The organism is Rhodoferax sp. BAB1, assembly GCF_013334205.1.
In the GTDB taxonomy this organism is placed as follows: domain Bacteria; phylum Pseudomonadota; class Gammaproteobacteria; order Burkholderiales; family Burkholderiaceae_C; genus Hylemonella.
Map to the genome: position 1 here is coordinate 614,410 of NZ_CP054424.1, position 14,950 is coordinate 629,359.

At 67.7% G+C, this 14,950-nt stretch carries 14 protein-coding genes; 3 read left to right on the forward strand and 11 right to left on the reverse strand.

Going from position 1 to position 14,950, the window contains the following annotated elements; translation table 11 throughout:
- Positions 1-4 precede the first annotated feature (4 nt).
- Together HTY51_RS03015 and HTY51_RS03020 are read right to left on the reverse strand one after the other, a co-directional pair.
- Complete coding sequence (locus tag HTY51_RS03015) at positions 5-391, reverse strand: phage holin family protein (protein WP_174251341.1); 387 nt, start codon at positions 389-391, stop codon at positions 5-7.
- Positions 392-400: 9 nt separating this feature from the next.
- Positions 401-712 (reverse strand): YqjD family protein, encoded by a 312-nt coding sequence (locus HTY51_RS03020; protein WP_174251342.1) that lies wholly within the window; start codon positions 710-712, stop codon positions 401-403.
- A gap of 135 nt (positions 713-847) precedes the next feature.
- Between HTY51_RS03020 and HTY51_RS03025 the strand changes: the two genes are divergently transcribed.
- The 3 genes from HTY51_RS03025 to HTY51_RS03035 all read left to right on the forward strand — a co-directional run bounded on the left by HTY51_RS03025 (position 848) and on the right by HTY51_RS03035 (position 2,095).
- Positions 848-1,318 (forward strand): rhodanese-like domain-containing protein, encoded by a 471-nt coding sequence (locus HTY51_RS03025; protein WP_174251343.1) that lies wholly within the window; start codon positions 848-850, stop codon positions 1,316-1,318.
- Between the two features lie 86 nt (positions 1,319-1,404).
- On the forward strand, positions 1,405-1,686 hold the full coding sequence (locus tag HTY51_RS03030; RefSeq protein ID WP_174251344.1) for a zf-TFIIB domain-containing protein: 282 nt from the start codon (positions 1,405-1,407) through the stop codon (positions 1,684-1,686).
- A 10-nt stretch (positions 1,687-1,696) separates the two neighbouring features.
- Positions 1,697-2,095, forward strand: a complete 399-nt coding sequence (locus HTY51_RS03035) for a hypothetical protein (protein WP_174251345.1) — start codon at positions 1,697-1,699, stop codon at positions 2,093-2,095.
- A gap of 35 nt (positions 2,096-2,130) precedes the next feature.
- Here HTY51_RS03035 and HTY51_RS03040 read toward each other — a convergent pair whose 3' ends face one another.
- The 9 genes from HTY51_RS03040 to HTY51_RS03080 all read right to left on the reverse strand — a co-directional run bounded on the left by HTY51_RS03040 (position 2,131) and on the right by HTY51_RS03080 (position 14,937).
- Positions 2,131-3,438, reverse strand: a complete 1,308-nt coding sequence (locus HTY51_RS03040; protein ID WP_174251346.1) for an NnrS family protein — start codon at positions 3,436-3,438, stop codon at positions 2,131-2,133.
- 16 nt (positions 3,439-3,454) lie between these two features.
- Complete coding sequence (locus tag HTY51_RS03045; protein WP_174251347.1) at positions 3,455-4,678, reverse strand: nitronate monooxygenase family protein; 1,224 nt, start codon at positions 4,676-4,678, stop codon at positions 3,455-3,457.
- A gap of 106 nt (positions 4,679-4,784) precedes the next feature.
- Positions 4,785-6,326 carry a methyl-accepting chemotaxis protein gene (locus HTY51_RS03050; RefSeq protein ID WP_174251348.1) on the reverse strand — a complete coding sequence of 514 codons (1,542 nt, stop codon included), beginning with the start codon at positions 6,324-6,326 and terminating at the stop codon, positions 4,785-4,787.
- A gap of 53 nt (positions 6,327-6,379) precedes the next feature.
- On the reverse strand, positions 6,380-7,183 hold the full coding sequence (locus tag HTY51_RS03055) for a carbonic anhydrase (RefSeq protein ID WP_174251349.1): 804 nt from the start codon (positions 7,181-7,183) through the stop codon (positions 6,380-6,382).
- A gap of 161 nt (positions 7,184-7,344) precedes the next feature.
- Positions 7,345-8,172 (reverse strand): peptidylprolyl isomerase, encoded by an 828-nt coding sequence (locus HTY51_RS03060; RefSeq protein ID WP_174251350.1) that lies wholly within the window; start codon positions 8,170-8,172, stop codon positions 7,345-7,347.
- A gap of 10 nt (positions 8,173-8,182) precedes the next feature.
- Positions 8,183-8,917: a respiratory nitrate reductase subunit gamma gene (gene narI, locus HTY51_RS03065; RefSeq protein WP_174251351.1), complete on the reverse strand. Its 735-nt coding sequence runs from the start codon at positions 8,915-8,917 to the stop codon at positions 8,183-8,185.
- Positions 8,918-8,919: 2 nt separating this feature from the next.
- Complete coding sequence (gene narJ / locus HTY51_RS03070) at positions 8,920-9,600, reverse strand: nitrate reductase molybdenum cofactor assembly chaperone (protein WP_174251352.1); 681 nt, start codon at positions 9,598-9,600, stop codon at positions 8,920-8,922.
- A 2-nt stretch (positions 9,601-9,602) separates the two neighbouring features.
- Positions 9,603-11,126, reverse strand: coding sequence for a nitrate reductase subunit beta (narH, locus tag HTY51_RS03075; RefSeq protein ID WP_174251353.1), 1,524 nt, complete (start codon positions 11,124-11,126; stop codon positions 9,603-9,605).
- Between the two features lie 10 nt (positions 11,127-11,136).
- Positions 11,137-14,937 carry a nitrate reductase subunit alpha gene (locus tag HTY51_RS03080; RefSeq protein WP_174251354.1) on the reverse strand — a complete coding sequence of 1,267 codons (3,801 nt, stop codon included), beginning with the start codon at positions 14,935-14,937 and terminating at the stop codon, positions 11,137-11,139.
- Positions 14,938-14,950: the final 13 nt, after the last annotated feature.

A 14,950-nucleotide genomic window follows, 5' to 3' on the forward strand; every position in this document is an offset into this window, starting at 1 on the left:
GGCCTTATTCGCCCGTATCGAGCCCGGCCCGGTCGCGGCCGAGTTCTGTCGCGCTGCTCTGGAACAAACCGCCCTGACTTTGCAGCCGGGTCCGGGCCCTGGCCAGCAACAAGCTGCCGGCGCCCAGGAAGAGCAGCGCGAGCGTGCCCAGGGCCAGCAGGCGGTGGCTGTCCCAGAACAGCACCACGATGAAAGCGCAGAGCAGCAAGGCGCCCAGGCCCAGCAGCAGCAGGGCCAGTCCGGCCCAGAGCAGGCCGTCGAACAGGCGCAGTTTCTCCTGCTCGATCTCGTTGCTGAGCAGGGCCAGCCGCAGCTGCGCGGTCTCCAGCACCGTGGCCATCAATTGGCGCAGGGAGGCCAGCAGCCCCGGGCTTTTGGCGGGTTCGCTCATGCCGGCGGCTCAGCGGCGCGCGACCAGCAGGCCGACGACCAGCCCGATGGCGGCGGCGATGCCGATGGACTTCCAGGGGTGCTCGTGCACGAACTCGTCGGCGGCGTGGCCCGCGGCCTTGACCTGGGCGGTGGCGGCGTCCTGCAGTCCGGCCAGCTCGACGCCGGCCTCCTGCAGGCGGCTCTGGATGCGGCTGCGGAGTTCGGCCGTGTCATCGCCGACCTGGTGGGCTGTCATGCGCAGCAGCTCCTCGGCGTCGCTGATGACCAGGCGGAGGTCGTCCAGCAGTTTGTCCCGCTGTGCTGTGGTGGCTTCCGGCATGGCATCTCTTCCTTGCGGTCGACATGACCGAGGGACAGGATAGTCTTCTTGCAGCGGAATGCAATCATTCTGTTCGGGCCCACAAGGGGATGCACTGTAGGACAATCAGCCCGGTACCGTTTGCGAGAGCCTGCCATGAACACCGAAGCCTCCCTCTCTGACGAAGAGCGCGCCACGCTCGAAGTGACCCTGCTCACCGCGCTGGAACTGTGCCGCCTGGGGCTGGGCACGCTGGTGGACATCCGCCAGACCTTCGAGATCGAGATGAAGGGCGCGATTCCCGGCACCATGCATATCCCCCTGTTCGAGGTCAAGCGCATGCTGGGCCACGCCTTGAGCGAGGACGAGCAGGACATCCTGGATGCGGGCAAACCCAAGGACATGGATGTGATGAGCTTCTTCACCATGATCAACCAGTTGCACCATGGGCGCGATCACCTGCTGCTGTGCATCTGCAACAGCGGCCGGCGCAGCCTGGCGGCGGCCAGCCTGCTGCGCCAGATGGGCTATGGCAAGGCGCTGTCCGTGGCGGGGGGCTTCCAGGCCTGGAAGAAGCTGCAGCAGCCTGCCGCTGCGGCACCCGGCACGCTGCCAGCGCAGGGCTGAGCGGCGGGCCTGGTTTCCACACGGTTTCCTGCGTTATCCGTCCGGGCGCAGAATGAGAAACTTCGCTTTCATGGAGTCCGCCCGTCATGTTGTGCCCAGCCTGTAAAACCGTCAGCCTGGTGATGTCCGAGCGCCAGGGCATCGAGATCGACTACTGCCCGCAGTGCCGCGGCGTCTGGCTCGACCGCGGTGAGCTCGACAAGATCATCGACCGCTCGCTCGATGGCGCCGTGGTCCAGCAGGTCCAGCCGGCCGCGGTGGCGCGCCCCGTGCCGCCGCTCCACCATGCCCATGGCCACCAGGACGGCTACTACAGCAAGAAGCGCAAGCGCGAAGGTTTCCTGTCCGACATTTTCGATTTCGACTGAAGGAGTGCTGATGGCGACAGGCCTGTTTTCCGTATTGCGACTGGTGCCCTGGGGCGAGGTGATCCGCAACGCTCCCAGGGTGGCCGAAGGCGCCAAGGATCTCTGGGGCAAGGTGTCGGGCCGGCCGGCGGCGCCACCACCACCGGTGGACGACAAGGTGCAGGGCCAGTTGCAGGCCGAGGCCCATGCGATCGCCAGGCTGCGTGCGGAACTGCAGGCCACCGAGACGGCTGTGTCGGAACTGCAGGCGCAGATGCTGGCGGCGACCGAACTCATCAACGACCTGGCCGACCAGAATGCCCAACTGGTGCGAGGCGTGGAAACCCTGCGCCGGCGTCTGCTCTGGCTGGCCGGTCTCACCGCGCTGCTGGGTGGGACCGCCGTGGTCGCACTGCTGCTGCGCAGCTGAAACCGGCGACGCGCCGGACCGGCATGCGCCGCATCTCAGCCGGGTCGCCCGTCCACCCGCGGCCGGCCGAACCAGCCGCCGTAGCGCAGTGACCAGCCCAGCGTGGCGGCCGCCCAGGCCAGCACGGCGGCCAGGGTGAGCACGGTGGTAGCGGCCGGCCACAGGGCGGCCAGCACGCGCAGCAGCACGGCCGTCTGCAGCAGCCAGTACAGCACCCAGGCGGTGTTGTCGGCCGCCAGCGGGCGCCCGCCATGGCCGCTGCTCACGCGGGTGGCCATGGCGAACAGCGTGGCACCGAGGTAGCCCATGGTCATGGCGTGCAGCGGGGCCAGGCCGAGCGAGAGCTCGCCGCCGCTCAGGGCTATCAGCGCATGCGAGAGGGCGTTGAGCGCCAGCGCGATGCCGAGCCAGAGAAAGCCGCCGTGCAGCATGGCCAGCAGGCGGATCTTCAGGCTCTGCACCAGGCCCCAGCGCGCGGCCAGCCACAGCAGTAGCAGGGCCGCCGGCAGCTCCAGCACCACCTGCAGCCAGCGCAGCAGCGGCGGCAGCGGCCACCACCAGAGTTCGGCCAGCGCGGGCAGCAGCTCCAGCCACACCACGGCCACCAGTACCCAGAGCAGCCACATCGGGCGCCAGGCATCGAGCAGGGGCACGGCGCTGGCGCTGAAGAAGGGGATCATGCGGTGCGACACGGCGACAAACACCGTGGCCACAAAACCCCAGAGCCCGAGCTGCGTGGCGCTGCGCAGCAGCGTGATGTCGCTCAACGCCAGGGCGACGGCGGCCAGCCACAGGCTGAGGGCGCCGATGCCGCAGGCCACGGCCACCACGCCGGGGTGCACGCGGTCGTCCACGCGGCTGCGGCGCAGCAAGGCGATGAAGCGCAGGCACAGCAGGCTCCAGCCGCAGGCCACGGCGGCGATGCCGGCGCTGGCCAGCAGCGCATGCCAGTGGAAACCGGGCAGGGCCAGCAGCCAGCCGGCCAGCATCAGCACGATGGCCGGCAGCAGGTGGCGGGCCTGCACTTCGGGCAGGCCCAGCCATTTCGGGCCGGCGGTGAACAGAAAGCCGGCGATGAACAGGGGGGTGAAACCCAGGGCCATGAGCAGGCCGTGGGCGGCGGCCGGTGCCACTGCCCAGGCGATGGGGCTGCCCAGGGCGCGGGCCAGCAGCATAGCCGCCCACCACAGCCCACTGAGGGCCATCATGAGGGCGGCGGCAAAGAAGCCCAGCCGGTGCGGTGCGGCCAGCAACCAGGCCGGACGCCACGACGCATCGAGCGGCGGCATGCGGGTCCGTGCCGGTCCCGTTGGCGGCAGGGGGCGAACGGGGATGGTCTTCACGCTGTACCTGCCGGGATCAGGCCGGCACCAGGGTTTCCTGGTGGGTCAGCAGGCGCTCCACCAGATCGCGCACGCTGCGGATCTGGTTCCCGAAGGGCAGGGCGCCGACGCCGCGGAAGAACAGGCCCTTCTTCACGTCGCCGCGCAGCGCGGCGGCGAGCTGGTTGTCGATGCAGAACTGGCCCCAGCCCGGCAGGCCGTCGCGCAGGCCGCACTGGGCCAGGCAGTCGAAGCTCTTGGTGCAGCGGTTCTTGTGGTGCACCACGGCCTGCAGCTTGTGCTCGATCTTCAGGTAGGCGCGCAGCCAGGGGGTGGCCACGGCGCGCGCCGGCAGGCCGGCCACGCTGGTGAACTCCACCATCTCGTCTTCTTTCGCCTCGGCCAGTACGCGTTTGAACTCGGGGTGGGCGTCGCCCTCGGTGGTGACGGCAAAGGGCGTGCCCAGCTGTACGCCCGCCGCGCCCAGGGCCTGCAGGCGCGCGATGTCCTCGAAGCTGCGGATGCCGCCGGCCGCGATCAGCGGGATCTCCTTCTCGATGCCGGCCGACTTGAGGAAGGCCAGCGACTGCGGGATGACGTTCTCGAAATCGAAGCGCGGGTCGTTCAGGTCGGCGATCTTCGCGGCGCCCAGGTGGCCGCCGGCCAGGCGCGGGTGTTCGATGACGATGGCGTCGGGCAGGCGCTTCTTGCGCTCCCACTTCTTCACGATCAGCTGCACGCCGCGCGCGTCCGACAGGATGGGGATGAGGGCCGTGTCCGGGTGGTCCTGCGCCAGGTCGGGCAGGTCCAGCGGCAGGCCGGCGCCCACCACCACGGCATCGATGCCGGCTTCCAGCGCCGCGGTGATGGAATGGGCGTATTCGGTGACGGCGCGCATGACGTTGATGGCCAGCAGGCCCAGCCCCCCGGACAGCTCACGCGCGGCGCGGATCTCGCGGCGCAGCGCCTCGATGTTGGCAGCGTCGATGGCCAGCTTGGCGGCATCGCCGGCTTCCAGGTGGCCGGTGGCTTCCATCAGGTCCGGGTGGTGGCGGCGCAGGTCCACGGAGGACAGGGTGCCGACCCCGCCGAGCGCGGCCACGCTGCCGGCCAGGCGGTGGGCCGAGACGCCGATGCCCATGCCGCCCTGCACCAGGGGCAGCAGGCTGCGGCCAGCCAGGTTCAGCGGGCGCAGGCCGCTGCGCGCCAGCCAGGCGGCGCTGTCAGTGGGGATGTAGGGGAAGGGGAGTGCTGCATTCATGAACGGGCGGGCGGCCACGGCGGCCGGTAAAAAGACCAGCCGCCAGCTTAAGGACGATGCCCGCGCCGTGTTTTGCGCTGCGTCAAGAAAGCGGGAATGGCAGCATTCAGCGCAGGCGCAGCGGCGCACTGCCCAGGCGGTAGCCGCCCACGCTGCTGGCCAGCTGGCGGGCCTGCTGCTCCAGGGCCTGGGCCGAGGCGGCCGAGCGGTCCAGCACGGCGGCGTTGTTGCTGACCATCTGCTCCAGTTGCGCCATGGCGTCCCGCAGCTGGCTGAAGCCCTGGTCCTGCGCCTGGCCTTCGCGTGTGATCTGCGCCATGGTCTCGGCCACCTGGCGCACCTGGGCCACGACCTCCTGCATGGTGCGGCCGGCCTGCTCGACCAGCTTGCCGCCTTCGGCCACGCTGCCGACCGAGGCATCGATGAGTTGCTTGATCTCCTTGGCGGCGGCGGCGCTGCGCCCGGCAAGCGAGCGCACCTCGGTGGCCACCACGGCAAAACCGCGGCCCTGCTCACCGGCGCGCGCGGCTTCCACCGCGGCGTTGAGCGCGAGGATGTTGGTCTGGAAGGCGATACCGTCGATGGTGCCGATGATGTCGGCGATGCGGGCGGAGGACTTGCGGATGTCCTGCATGGTGTCCACCACCTGGCTCACCACGGCACCGCCGCGCTCGGCCACCTTGGCGGCTTCGGCCGCCAGCGTCTGGGCCTGGCGCCCGCTCTCGTGGCTGTGTTTCAGGGTGCCGGCCAGGGCCTGCATGCTGGTCTGGGCCTGCTCCACGCGTGCGGCCTGCGGGCTGCGCCGGTCTTCGGCCTGTTCGGGGGCGGCCAGCGTTCGCGTGTCGATGGCCAGTTGCTCGGCGTCCTGGTGTACCTGCCCGATGAGCTGCTGCACACCCTGCTGGATGCGCGCCAGGGCGGCCTGCACCTGGCCGCTTTCGTCGTGCGTGCGGACTTCGATGGGTGTGTCGAGTTCGCCGGCGGCCAGCTGTTGTGCCGCGCGCAGGTTCTCGCGCAGGCCGCGCCGCAGCGGCAGCAGCAGCCACAGGCCCCAGAGTGCGGCCAGCAGCACGGCGGCCACGCCGCAGTAGAGCAGCAGCGTGCGCGCGGCGGCGATGCTGCCGCGCTCCACGCTCTTGCGCTGCAGGGCGGTCAGGGTCTGGATGGATTGCTGCAGGGCGTTGAGCGCAGGCAGGGTCTCGCCGATGAAAAGCAGCGAGGCTTCGGGCCGCAGGTTTTCCTCGACCAGCTTGACCACCCGTTCGGCCGATTCCGTATGGGCGGCGCGGTGGCGCTTGAGATCGGTCAGCACCTGGGCGTCGCTGCGCGAGCCCAGGCGTTCCAGCGTGGCCAGGGCCTGGTCGATCTGGCGGTTGGCCGCCGTCTGCTGTTCGCGGATCTGGCCCATGGGGGCCGCGATGGGAGCGGTGATCTGCGCCATGGTCAGGCGCGAGAGGCTGTCGGTGCCGGCATGGATCTGCAACGCGGCCTCGGTCTGGGCGCGGTCGTCGGCGCTCATGCGTTCGCTGGCGATGCCGACCTGCTGCAGCTGCTGCAGGGCCAGCAGGGTGAGCCCCGCCAGCAGCAGCAGGGGCAGGCCCAGGGCCAGTCCGAGGCGGGTTCCGAGTTTCCAGTCAGCGATACGCATGGGTCCAGTCTCCTCATACGCCACCGGTCCCCCGGGCTGGTCGGTGGGTGTCGCTAGGGTTTGTTTTCCCTTGGTGCCCCACCGGCAGCCGCCTGCTGTGGCCGGTAGCTGTCGTCGATTTCGTTGAACAGCGGTTGGGCCATTGTGTCATCAGAGTCGGCATAGGGTCCAGTGCCGCTGTGCGTGGCACTCGACGCCGGCACGAACTCCCCGCTTCTGACGTCAAAGACGTGCACCTCACCGTCTTCGATCACGTAGTGCCAGCCGTGCAGGGCCAGCTGGCCGGATTCCACGCGCTCGCGCACCATGGGATAGCCCATCAGGCGTTCCAGCTGCAGGATCACCGCGCGCTGTTCGGTGCGGCGCAGCGCTTCGGGCGACATCTGCACGGGCAGCACGGCCTCGCGGCCCAGTTCCAGCCAGGCGGCCAGGTTGATCGCCTCCTTCGGGGCCCCTTCGTAGAGCGCACGGATGCCACCGCAGTGGCTGTGGCCGCAGACGACGATGCGCGAAACCTTGAGGTTGAGCACCGCGAACTCGATGGCCGCGGCCGTGCCGTGGTAACCGGTGAAACGCCGCGCGGCACCCAGGTAGGCGCCCTCGGGAGAAATGTCACCGGAGGGCACGCTCGTCATGCCGTCGTGCGGCGGCACGAAGGCCGCGACGTTGCGCACGATGAACAGGTCGCCCGGCCCGGTGCCCGTGAGCAGGTAGGGCACTAGGCGCGAATCGGAACAGCCGATGAAGAGGATGGTCGGGTGCTGGCCGCGCTCCACCAGATCCTGGAACTGGTCCTGGATGCCGGGGAAGGTGTGGTCGTGAAAGCGCCGCAGACGCTCCAGCAGTTCGTCAGGCATGGCTCGATGGATCCGAGAGAGGTTCGCTGGCTTCTACAACTACGTGTCGCATAAAGAAGCCCAACCGCGGAACGCCGTGGAACCGGCTTTGCCGGGCCACTGGCGTTGCCCCCTTGAGGGGGGTGGCGTAGCGAACGTAGGGAGCGGAGCCTGGGGGTGCTTCATTGGACCAAGGGCGTGTCGGCCGCGTCCAGCTCCACGCCCTCCAGCTCGGCCTGACCGGCCAGCAGGGCCAGGTACTGGCGCAGCGCGGTCACGTAGGTCTGCTGGCGCAGGGTCATGGCCACGGCACCGTGCACGGACTCGAAGGGCTGGTCGGCCCCGGCTTCGCGTTGCTGCACGTCCACCACGTGCAGGCCGAAACGGCTGTGCACCAGGCGCGGCAGCACACCCACCTCGCTCTGGCCGAAGATCTCGCGCGCGAACTCGGGCGCGCAGTCCTGTGCCGTCAGCCAGCCCAGCTCGCCGCCCTCGGCGCCGCTGGGGCAGTTGGAGAGCTTGCGCGCCGCTTCGACGAAGGGGTCGCCCGTGCCGTCGTGGCTGCGCACATCGAGCAGGGCGCCTTCGGCGCGCTTGCGTAAAGCGACCACGTCGACGCCCGGCGTCACCGCGAACAGGATGTGACGCACGTGCACGCGCTCGCCGATGCGGTAACGCGCGGCGTGGGCAGCGTGGTGGCGGCGGCAGGCTTCTTCAGACGGCTCGGGGATCTGCAGGCTTTGTTCGAGCAGCTGCTCGATGGCGTCGACCGCCGCCTCGCCGGGCACACCGTCGGCCGCGCTGTCGTCCGCGGCCAGCAGGCCGGCGCGCTGCGCGGCCTGGCGCAGCAGTTCGGTGCAGGCGCGCTGGCGCAGTTCGTCTTCACTGAGTGTTTCATCCGCGCGCTGCAAGGGCTGGCCGTTGACGCGTGCCACGGCGACCGGGGTGGCCACGGCCGTGTCGGCTGCGGCACTGGCGCAGCCGCAGCTGGGGGAGCAGGGTTCTTTCATGGTGTGCTCCTCAGACGCGGGCGCCGGGCTGGCGCGGCAGGTTGTGGCCGGCCGGCACATTGAGCCGGCGGCTGCGCACCACCTGGTAGGGCCGCATCAGGTAGGTCACCGAGGCAAAACCGCTCCAGACGTGCACCAGGCGCGTGAAGGGGAAGATGAGGAAGATGCTCATGCCCAGGAACATGTGGGCCTTGAAGACCCAGCTGGCCTCGGCCAGCAGTTCCACGGCGCCACCGCGGAAGGTGACGATGCGCTGCGCCCACTCGGCCAGCTTCATCATCATGCCGCCGTCCAGGTGCTGGGCCGACAGCGGGATGGTGGCCAGGCCCAGGGCGAACTGCAGCCAGAGCAGGAGCAGCAGCACGATGTCGCTGGTCTTGCTGGTGGCGCGGATGCGCGGCTCGAAGAGGCGGCGGTGCAGCAGCAGCGTGACGCCGATGAAACCCAGCACCCCGAACGCGCCGCCGGAGACCATGGCCATCAGCTGCTTGGCACCCGCCGTCATGAAGGGCTCGTAGAGGAAGTGCGGCGTGAGCATGCCCACCGTGTGGCCGAAGAACAGGAAGAGGATGCCGACGTGGAACAGGTTGCTGCCCCAGCGCAGCTGGCCGGCTTTCAGCAGCTGCGAGGAATCACTTTTCCATGTGTACTGGTCGCGGTCGAAGCGCACCAGACTGCCTAGCAGGAAGACCGTGAGGCAGATGTAGGGATAGATCCCGAAGACGAACTGGTTGAGGTAGCTCATGCTCATACTCCTGGCGCAGCGTTCTGCGCAACATTCCTGACGATGCGGATGGGCTGGGGCTGGCCCGGTTTGGCCTGGCCCTGGGTGGAGCAGCCGTCAAAGGCCATGGGTTCTTCCCAGGCCTGGTCCAGCGGCTCGTCTTCCACCACCTTCACGGCCTGGGCCCGCTCGCCGGCGACTTCCAGCAGGGCGCCCAGCACGCTGGCATAGGGGCTTTCGCGTTTCACCAGCGCGCTGAAGATGGCGTTGAGGATGTGGGCAATCTCGCCCAGGAAGGCGCGTGCCTCCTTGGCCGGCTGGGTGGAGACGAACTCCAGCACCACGGGCAGGTAGTCGGGCAACTCACCTTCGGCGAGATACAGCCCGGCCTTCTCGTAGGTCTGGGCCAGGTCGATCATGGCCGGGCCGCGGTCGCGGCTGTCGCCGTGCACGTGCTCGAACAGGTGCAGCGAGGTGGCGCGGCCGCGGTCGAAGAGCTGAACGTAGTCGGCTTCCATGTCGATGGGGTCGCGCGTGCGCAGGGACTTGAGCAGCGCGTCCAGCTCACCCAGGCGGGTCGCGCCCAGGGCCTGTTCGCTGTGCAGCGCGGCGCTCAGGTCGCCCAGGTGGCCGCGCAGTTCGGCGTCGGGGTAGCCCAGCAGGCGGGCCAGCACGCGCAGGGTCAAGGTAGCGTTGTTGCTCATGATCAGACTCCTGCCTTGATGGGGATCGTTCTACGTTTGCCGCTGCCGAACAGGCTGGTCTCGCTGGCGCCGTCAGAACAGCCGTTGCCAAACGAGAAGCCGCAGCCGCCGCGCATGTCGAAGGTGTTTTCTGCGTACTCGCGGTGCGAACTCGGGATGACGAAGCGGTCCTCGTAGTTGGCAATCGCCATCACGTGGTACATGTCTTCCACCTCGGCCTGCGTCATCTGCACCTGCTGCAAGGCTGTGGTGTTGATGCGGCCTTCGACGTGCTTCTCGCGCTGGTAGGCGCGCATGGCGAGCATGCGTTCCAGGGCGCGTTCCACTGGCATGGTGTCGCCGGCGGTCAGCAGGTTGGCCAGGTACTTGACCGGGATGCGCAGCTGCTTGACGTCCGGGATCTCGCCGTTGATGCCGATGTCGCCGGCGTTCGCGGCCGCCGTGATGGGCGAGAGCGGCGGCACGTACCAGACCATGGGCAGGGTACGGTACTCGGGGTGCAGGGGCAGGGCCACCTTCCACTCCACCGCCATCTTGTAAACCGGGCTCTTGCGCGCGGCCTCCATCCAGGCATCGGGGATGCCGTCGGCGCGCGCCTGCTCGATCACCTTGGGATCGTTCGGGTTCAGGAAGATGTCGAGCTGGGCTTCGTAGAGGTCGCGGTCGTGCTCCACGCTGGCCGCTTCCTGGATGCGGTCGGCGTCATACAGCAGCACACCCAGGTAGCGGATGCGGCCCACGCAGGTCTCGGAGCAGACCGTGGGTTGGCCGGCCTCGATGCGCGGGTAGCAGAAGATGCACTTCTCGGCCTTGCCCGATTCCCAGTTGTAGTAGATCTTCTTGTAGGGGCAGCCGCTGACGCACATGCGCCAGCCACGGCACTTGTCCTGGTCGATCAGCACGATGCCGTCTTCCTCGCGCTTGTAGATCGAGCCCGAGGGGCAGCTCGCCACGCAGGCCGGGTTCAGGCAGTGCTCGCACAGGCGCGGCAGGTACATCATGAAGGTGTTCTCGAACTGGCCGTAGATGTCCTTCTGCACGTCGTCGAAGTTCTTGTCCTTCGAACGCTTGCTGAATTCACCGCCGAGAATTTCTTCCCAGTTCGGGCCCCATTCGATCTTCTCCATGCGCTGGCCCGTGATCAGGCTGCGCGGACGTGCCGTGGGCGCGGCCTTCATCTCGGGCGCCGACTGCAGGTGGTCGTAGTCGAAGGTGAAGGGCTCGTAGTAGTCGTCGATCTGCGGCAGGTTCGGGTTGGCGAAGATCTTCATCAGCAGCTTCCACTTCGCCCCCTGGCGTGGTTCGATGCTGCCGTTCGATTTGCGGACCCAGCCGCCGTTCCACTTGTCCTGGTTCTCCCACTCCTTGGGGTAACCGATGCCGGGTTTGGTCTCGACGTTGTTGAACCAGGCGTACTCCATGCCTTTGCGGCTGGTCCAGACGTTCTTGCAGGTGACCGAACAGGTGTGGCAGCCGATGCACTTGTCCAGGTTGAGCACCATGCCGATTTGAGCGCGGATTTTCATGGTCGTCTCCTTAAGCGTGTGCGCCGGCAGGGGCGGAGGCGGCAGCCGGGGTGTCCAGCCAGTCCACCTTGTTCATCTTGCGCACCACGACGAACTCGTCGCGGTTGGTGCCGATGGTCCCGTAGTAGTTGAAGCCGTAGCTGAACTGGGCGTAACCGCCGATCATGTGCGTGGGTTTCAGCACGATGCGCGTCACCGAGTTGTGGATGCCGCCGCGTGCGCCCGTGATCTCCGAACCCGGGGTGTTGATGATCTTCTCCTGCGCGTGGTACATCATGACCATGCCGTTGTTCACCCGCTGGCTCACCACCGCGCGTGCCGCGATGGCGCCGTTGATGTTGAACAGCTCGACCCAGTCGTTGTCCACGATGCCGGCGCTCTTGGCGTCGTCCTCGCTGAGCCAGATCACCGGGCCGCCGCGATTCAGCGTGAGCATCATCAGGTTGTCGCTGTAGGTGGAGTGGATCCCCCACTTCTGGTGCGGCGTGATGAAGTTCAGCAGGATCTCGGTGTTCCCGTTGGGCTTGATGCCGTGGATGCCGGCCGTGGTCTTCAGGTCCACGGGCGGCTTGTAGCTGGACAGGTTTTCCCCGAAGGCCGTCATCCAGGGGTGGTCCAGGTAGAACTGCTGGCGGCCGGTCAGGGTGCGCCACGGTATGAGTTCGTGCACGTTGGTGTAGCCGGCGTTGTAGGACACGGTCTCGCTCTCGATGCCGCTCCAGGTCGGGCTGGAGATGATCTTGCGCGGCTGGGCCTGGATGTCGCGGAAACGGATCTTCTCGTCTTCGCGGTGCAGGGCCAGGTGGGTGTGATCGCGTCCGGTCTGCTTGCTCAGGGCGCCCCAGGCCTTGACGGCCACGTGGCCGTTGGTCTCGGGGGCCAGCTGCAGCACCACCTCGCAGGCGTCGATGTCGGTCTCGATCTTCGGCATGCCGCAGGTGGCGCCCTCGGCCGTGACCACGCCGTTGAGTTCGCCCAGCTGCTTCACCTCGTCCTGCGTGTTCCAGGCGATGCCCTTGCCGCCGTTGCCCACCTTGTTCATCAGCGGCCCCAGGGCCGTGAAGCGCTTGTAGAGGTTGGGGTAGTCCCTCTCCACCACGGCCATGTTGGGCGCGGTCTTGCCGGGGATCAGGTCGATCTCACCCTTTTTCCAGTCCTGCACGCCGAAAGGCTGGGCCAGTTCGGCCGGGCTGTCGTGCATCAGCGGGCTGAGAACCATCTCGCGCTCCACGCCCAGGTGGCCCACGCAGAGCTCGCTGAACTTCTTCGCGAAACCCTTGTAGATGTCCCAGTCGCTCCTGCTCTGCCAGGCCGGGTCCACGGCGGTGGACAGCGGGTGGATGAAGGGGTGCATGTCGCTGGTGTTGAGGTCGTTCTTCTCGTACCAGGTGGCGGTGGGCAGCACGATGTCCGAATACAGGCAGGTCGTGCTCATGCGGAAGTCCAGCGTGACCAGCAGGTCCAGCTTGCCCTCCGGGGCCTGCTCGTGCCACACCACTTCCTCGGGCTTGGCCTCGTCCTTGCCGAGGTCCTTGCCCTGCACGCCGTGGCTGGTGCCCAGCAGGTGCTTGAGGAAGTACTCATGGCCCTTGCCGCTGGAGCCCAGCAGGTTGGAACGCCAGACGAACATGTTGCGCGGCCAGTTGGCCGGGTGGTCCGGGTCCTCGCAGCTCATCTTGAGCGTGCCGTCCTTCAGGCCCTTGACCGTGTAGTCCTTGGGGTCCATGCCGGCGGCGGCCGCGTCCCTGACCACCTGCATGGGGTTGGTCTGCAGCTGCGGGGCGCTGGGCAGCCAGCCCATGCGCTCGGCGCGCACGTTGTAGTCGATCATGCTGCCGCCAAACTGCTTCTTGTCGGCCAGCGGCGAGATCACCTCGCCCATGGTCAGCTTCTCGTAGCGCCACTGGTCGGTGTGGGCGTAGAAGAAGCTGGTGCTGTTCATCTGGCGCGGCGGGCGGATCCAGTCCAGCGCGAAGGCCAGCGCGGTCCAGCCGGTCTGCGGGCGCAGTTTTTCCTGGCCCACGTAGTGCGCCCAGCCGCCGCCCGATTGGCCGATGCAGCCGCACATCATCAGCATGTTGATGATGCCGCGGTAGTTCATGTCGCTGTGGTACCAGTGGTTCATGGCCGCGCCGATGATGACCATGGACTTGCCCTTGGTCTTGTCGGCGTTGTCGGCGAACTGGCGCGCCACGGTGATGAGCTGCTGGCGCGGCACACCGGTGATCTTTTCCTGCCAGGCCGGGGTGTAGGGGGTGTCGTCGTCAAAGCTCTTCGCCGCCAGCTCGCCGGGCAGGCCGCGGGCGATGCCGTAGTTGGCCGCCTGCAGGTCGAACACGGTGGCCACCAGGGCTTCGCGCTTCTCGCCTTCCTTGCCCAGGGAGATGCGGGTCACCGGCACGGTGCGCAGCAGCACGTTGCTGGCCGCGGCGCCCGTGGTGTTGTTGGGGAAGTGCTCGTGCTCGATGCCGCCGAAGTAGGGGAAGCCGATCTTCGCGGTCTCTGTCTTCTGGCCGCCTTCCAGGGCGGAGAGCTTGAGCTTCACGTCGTTGCCGTGGCGCGCTTCCTTGGCCTCCAGGTTCCACTGGCCGGCATCGGCACGGCCGTCCGGGCCCCAGCGGAAGCCGATGGCGCCCTTGGGGCAGACCACCTTGCCGTCTTCGTTGATGGCCACGGTCTTCCACTCGGGGTTGTTGGCCTGGCCCAGCTTGCCGTTGAAGTCGCTGGCGCGCACGTAGCGGTCGGGTACCAGCACGGTCTCGCCGTTCGGGGTCTTCTGCTCCTTGAGCATGACCAGCATGGGCAGGTCGGTGTAACGGCGGGCGTAGTCGTCGAAGTAGGCGCTGGGCTTGTCGAAGTAGAACTCCTTCATGATGACGTGGCCCATGGCCATGGCCATGGCCGCATCCGTTCCCTGCTTGGGGTGCATCCAGATGTCGGCCAGCTTGGAGATCTCGGCGTAGTCCGGCGTCACCGCCACGGTCTTGGCGCCCTTGTAGCGCACCTCGGTGAAGAAGTGGGCGTCGGGGGTGCGCGTCTGCGGCACGTTGCTGCCCCAGGCGATGATGTAGGTGGAGTTGTACCAGTCGGCCGACTCGGGCACGTCGGTCTGCTCGCCCCAGATCTGGGGAGAAGCCGGTGGCAGGTCGCAGTACCAGTCGTAGAAGCTCATGCACACGCCACCCAGCAGGCTCAGGTAGCGGCTGCCGGCGGCGTAGCTGACCATGGACATGGCGGGAATCGGCGAGAAGCCGATCACGCGGTCCGGGCCGTGTTTCTTGACGGTGTAGATGTTCGCCGCGGCGATCATCTCGTTGACTTCGTCCCAGCTCGAGCGCACGAATCCACCCAGGCCGCGCACGCTCTGGTATTCCTTGCGTTTGGCGTTGTCCTGGGCGATCGAAGACCAGGCTTCCACCGGGCCGTACTTCAGGCGGGCCTCGCGCCAGAGCTTGAGCAGGCGGCCGCGCACCATGGGGTACTTCACGCGGTTGGCGGAATACAGGTACCAGCTGTAGCTGGCGCCGCGGGCGCAGCCGCGCGGCTCGTGGTTGGGCATGTCCCAGCGGGTGCGCGGGTAGTCGGTCTGCTGGGTTTCCCAGGTGACGATGCCGCCCTTGACGTAGATCTTCCACGAGCAGGAGCCCGTGCAGTTCACGCCGTGGGTGGAACGCACGATCTTGTCGTGGGCCCAGCGGTCGCGGTAGGCGTCTTCCCAGGTGCGGTCTTCACCGGTGGTGACGCCGTGGTCCTTGGAGAAGGACTCGCGGGGTTGGGAGAAGTAGCTCAGTTTGTCGAGAAAATGGCTCATGTCGGCCTCCTAA

Excerpts from the sequence above, each read along its gene's own strand:
- narI (WP_174251351.1), bottom strand. The coding sequence starts at position 8,917 with ATGAGCTACCTCAACCAGTTCGTCTTCGGGATCTATCCCTACATCTGC.
- narJ (WP_174251352.1), bottom strand. The coding sequence starts at position 9,600 with ATGAGCAACAACGCTACCTTGACCCTGCGCGTGCTGGCCCGCCTGCTG.
- HTY51_RS03015 (WP_174251341.1), bottom strand. The coding sequence starts at position 391 with ATGAGCGAACCCGCCAAAAGCCCGGGGCTGCTGGCCTCCCTGCGCCAA.
- HTY51_RS03050 (WP_174251348.1), bottom strand. The coding sequence starts at position 6,326 with ATGCGTATCGCTGACTGGAAACTCGGAACCCGCCTCGGACTGGCCCTG.
- HTY51_RS03055 (WP_174251349.1), bottom strand. The coding sequence starts at position 7,183 with ATGCCTGACGAACTGCTGGAGCGTCTGCGGCGCTTTCACGACCACACC.
- HTY51_RS03030 (WP_174251344.1), top strand. The coding sequence starts at position 1,405 with ATGTTGTGCCCAGCCTGTAAAACCGTCAGCCTGGTGATGTCCGAGCGC.
- HTY51_RS03060 (WP_174251350.1), bottom strand. The coding sequence starts at position 8,172 with ATGAAAGAACCCTGCTCCCCCAGCTGCGGCTGCGCCAGTGCCGCAGCC.
- HTY51_RS03020 (WP_174251342.1), bottom strand. The coding sequence starts at position 712 with ATGCCGGAAGCCACCACAGCACAGCGGGACAAACTGCTGGACGACCTC.
- narH (WP_174251353.1), bottom strand. The coding sequence starts at position 11,126 with ATGAAAATCCGCGCTCAAATCGGCATGGTGCTCAACCTGGACAAGTGC.
- HTY51_RS03045 (WP_174251347.1), bottom strand. The coding sequence starts at position 4,678 with ATGAATGCAGCACTCCCCTTCCCCTACATCCCCACTGACAGCGCCGCC.
- HTY51_RS03080 (WP_174251354.1), bottom strand. The coding sequence starts at position 14,937 with ATGAGCCATTTTCTCGACAAACTGAGCTACTTCTCCCAACCCCGCGAG.
- HTY51_RS03035 (WP_174251345.1), top strand. The coding sequence starts at position 1,697 with ATGGCGACAGGCCTGTTTTCCGTATTGCGACTGGTGCCCTGGGGCGAG.
- HTY51_RS03025 (WP_174251343.1), top strand. The coding sequence starts at position 848 with ATGAACACCGAAGCCTCCCTCTCTGACGAAGAGCGCGCCACGCTCGAA.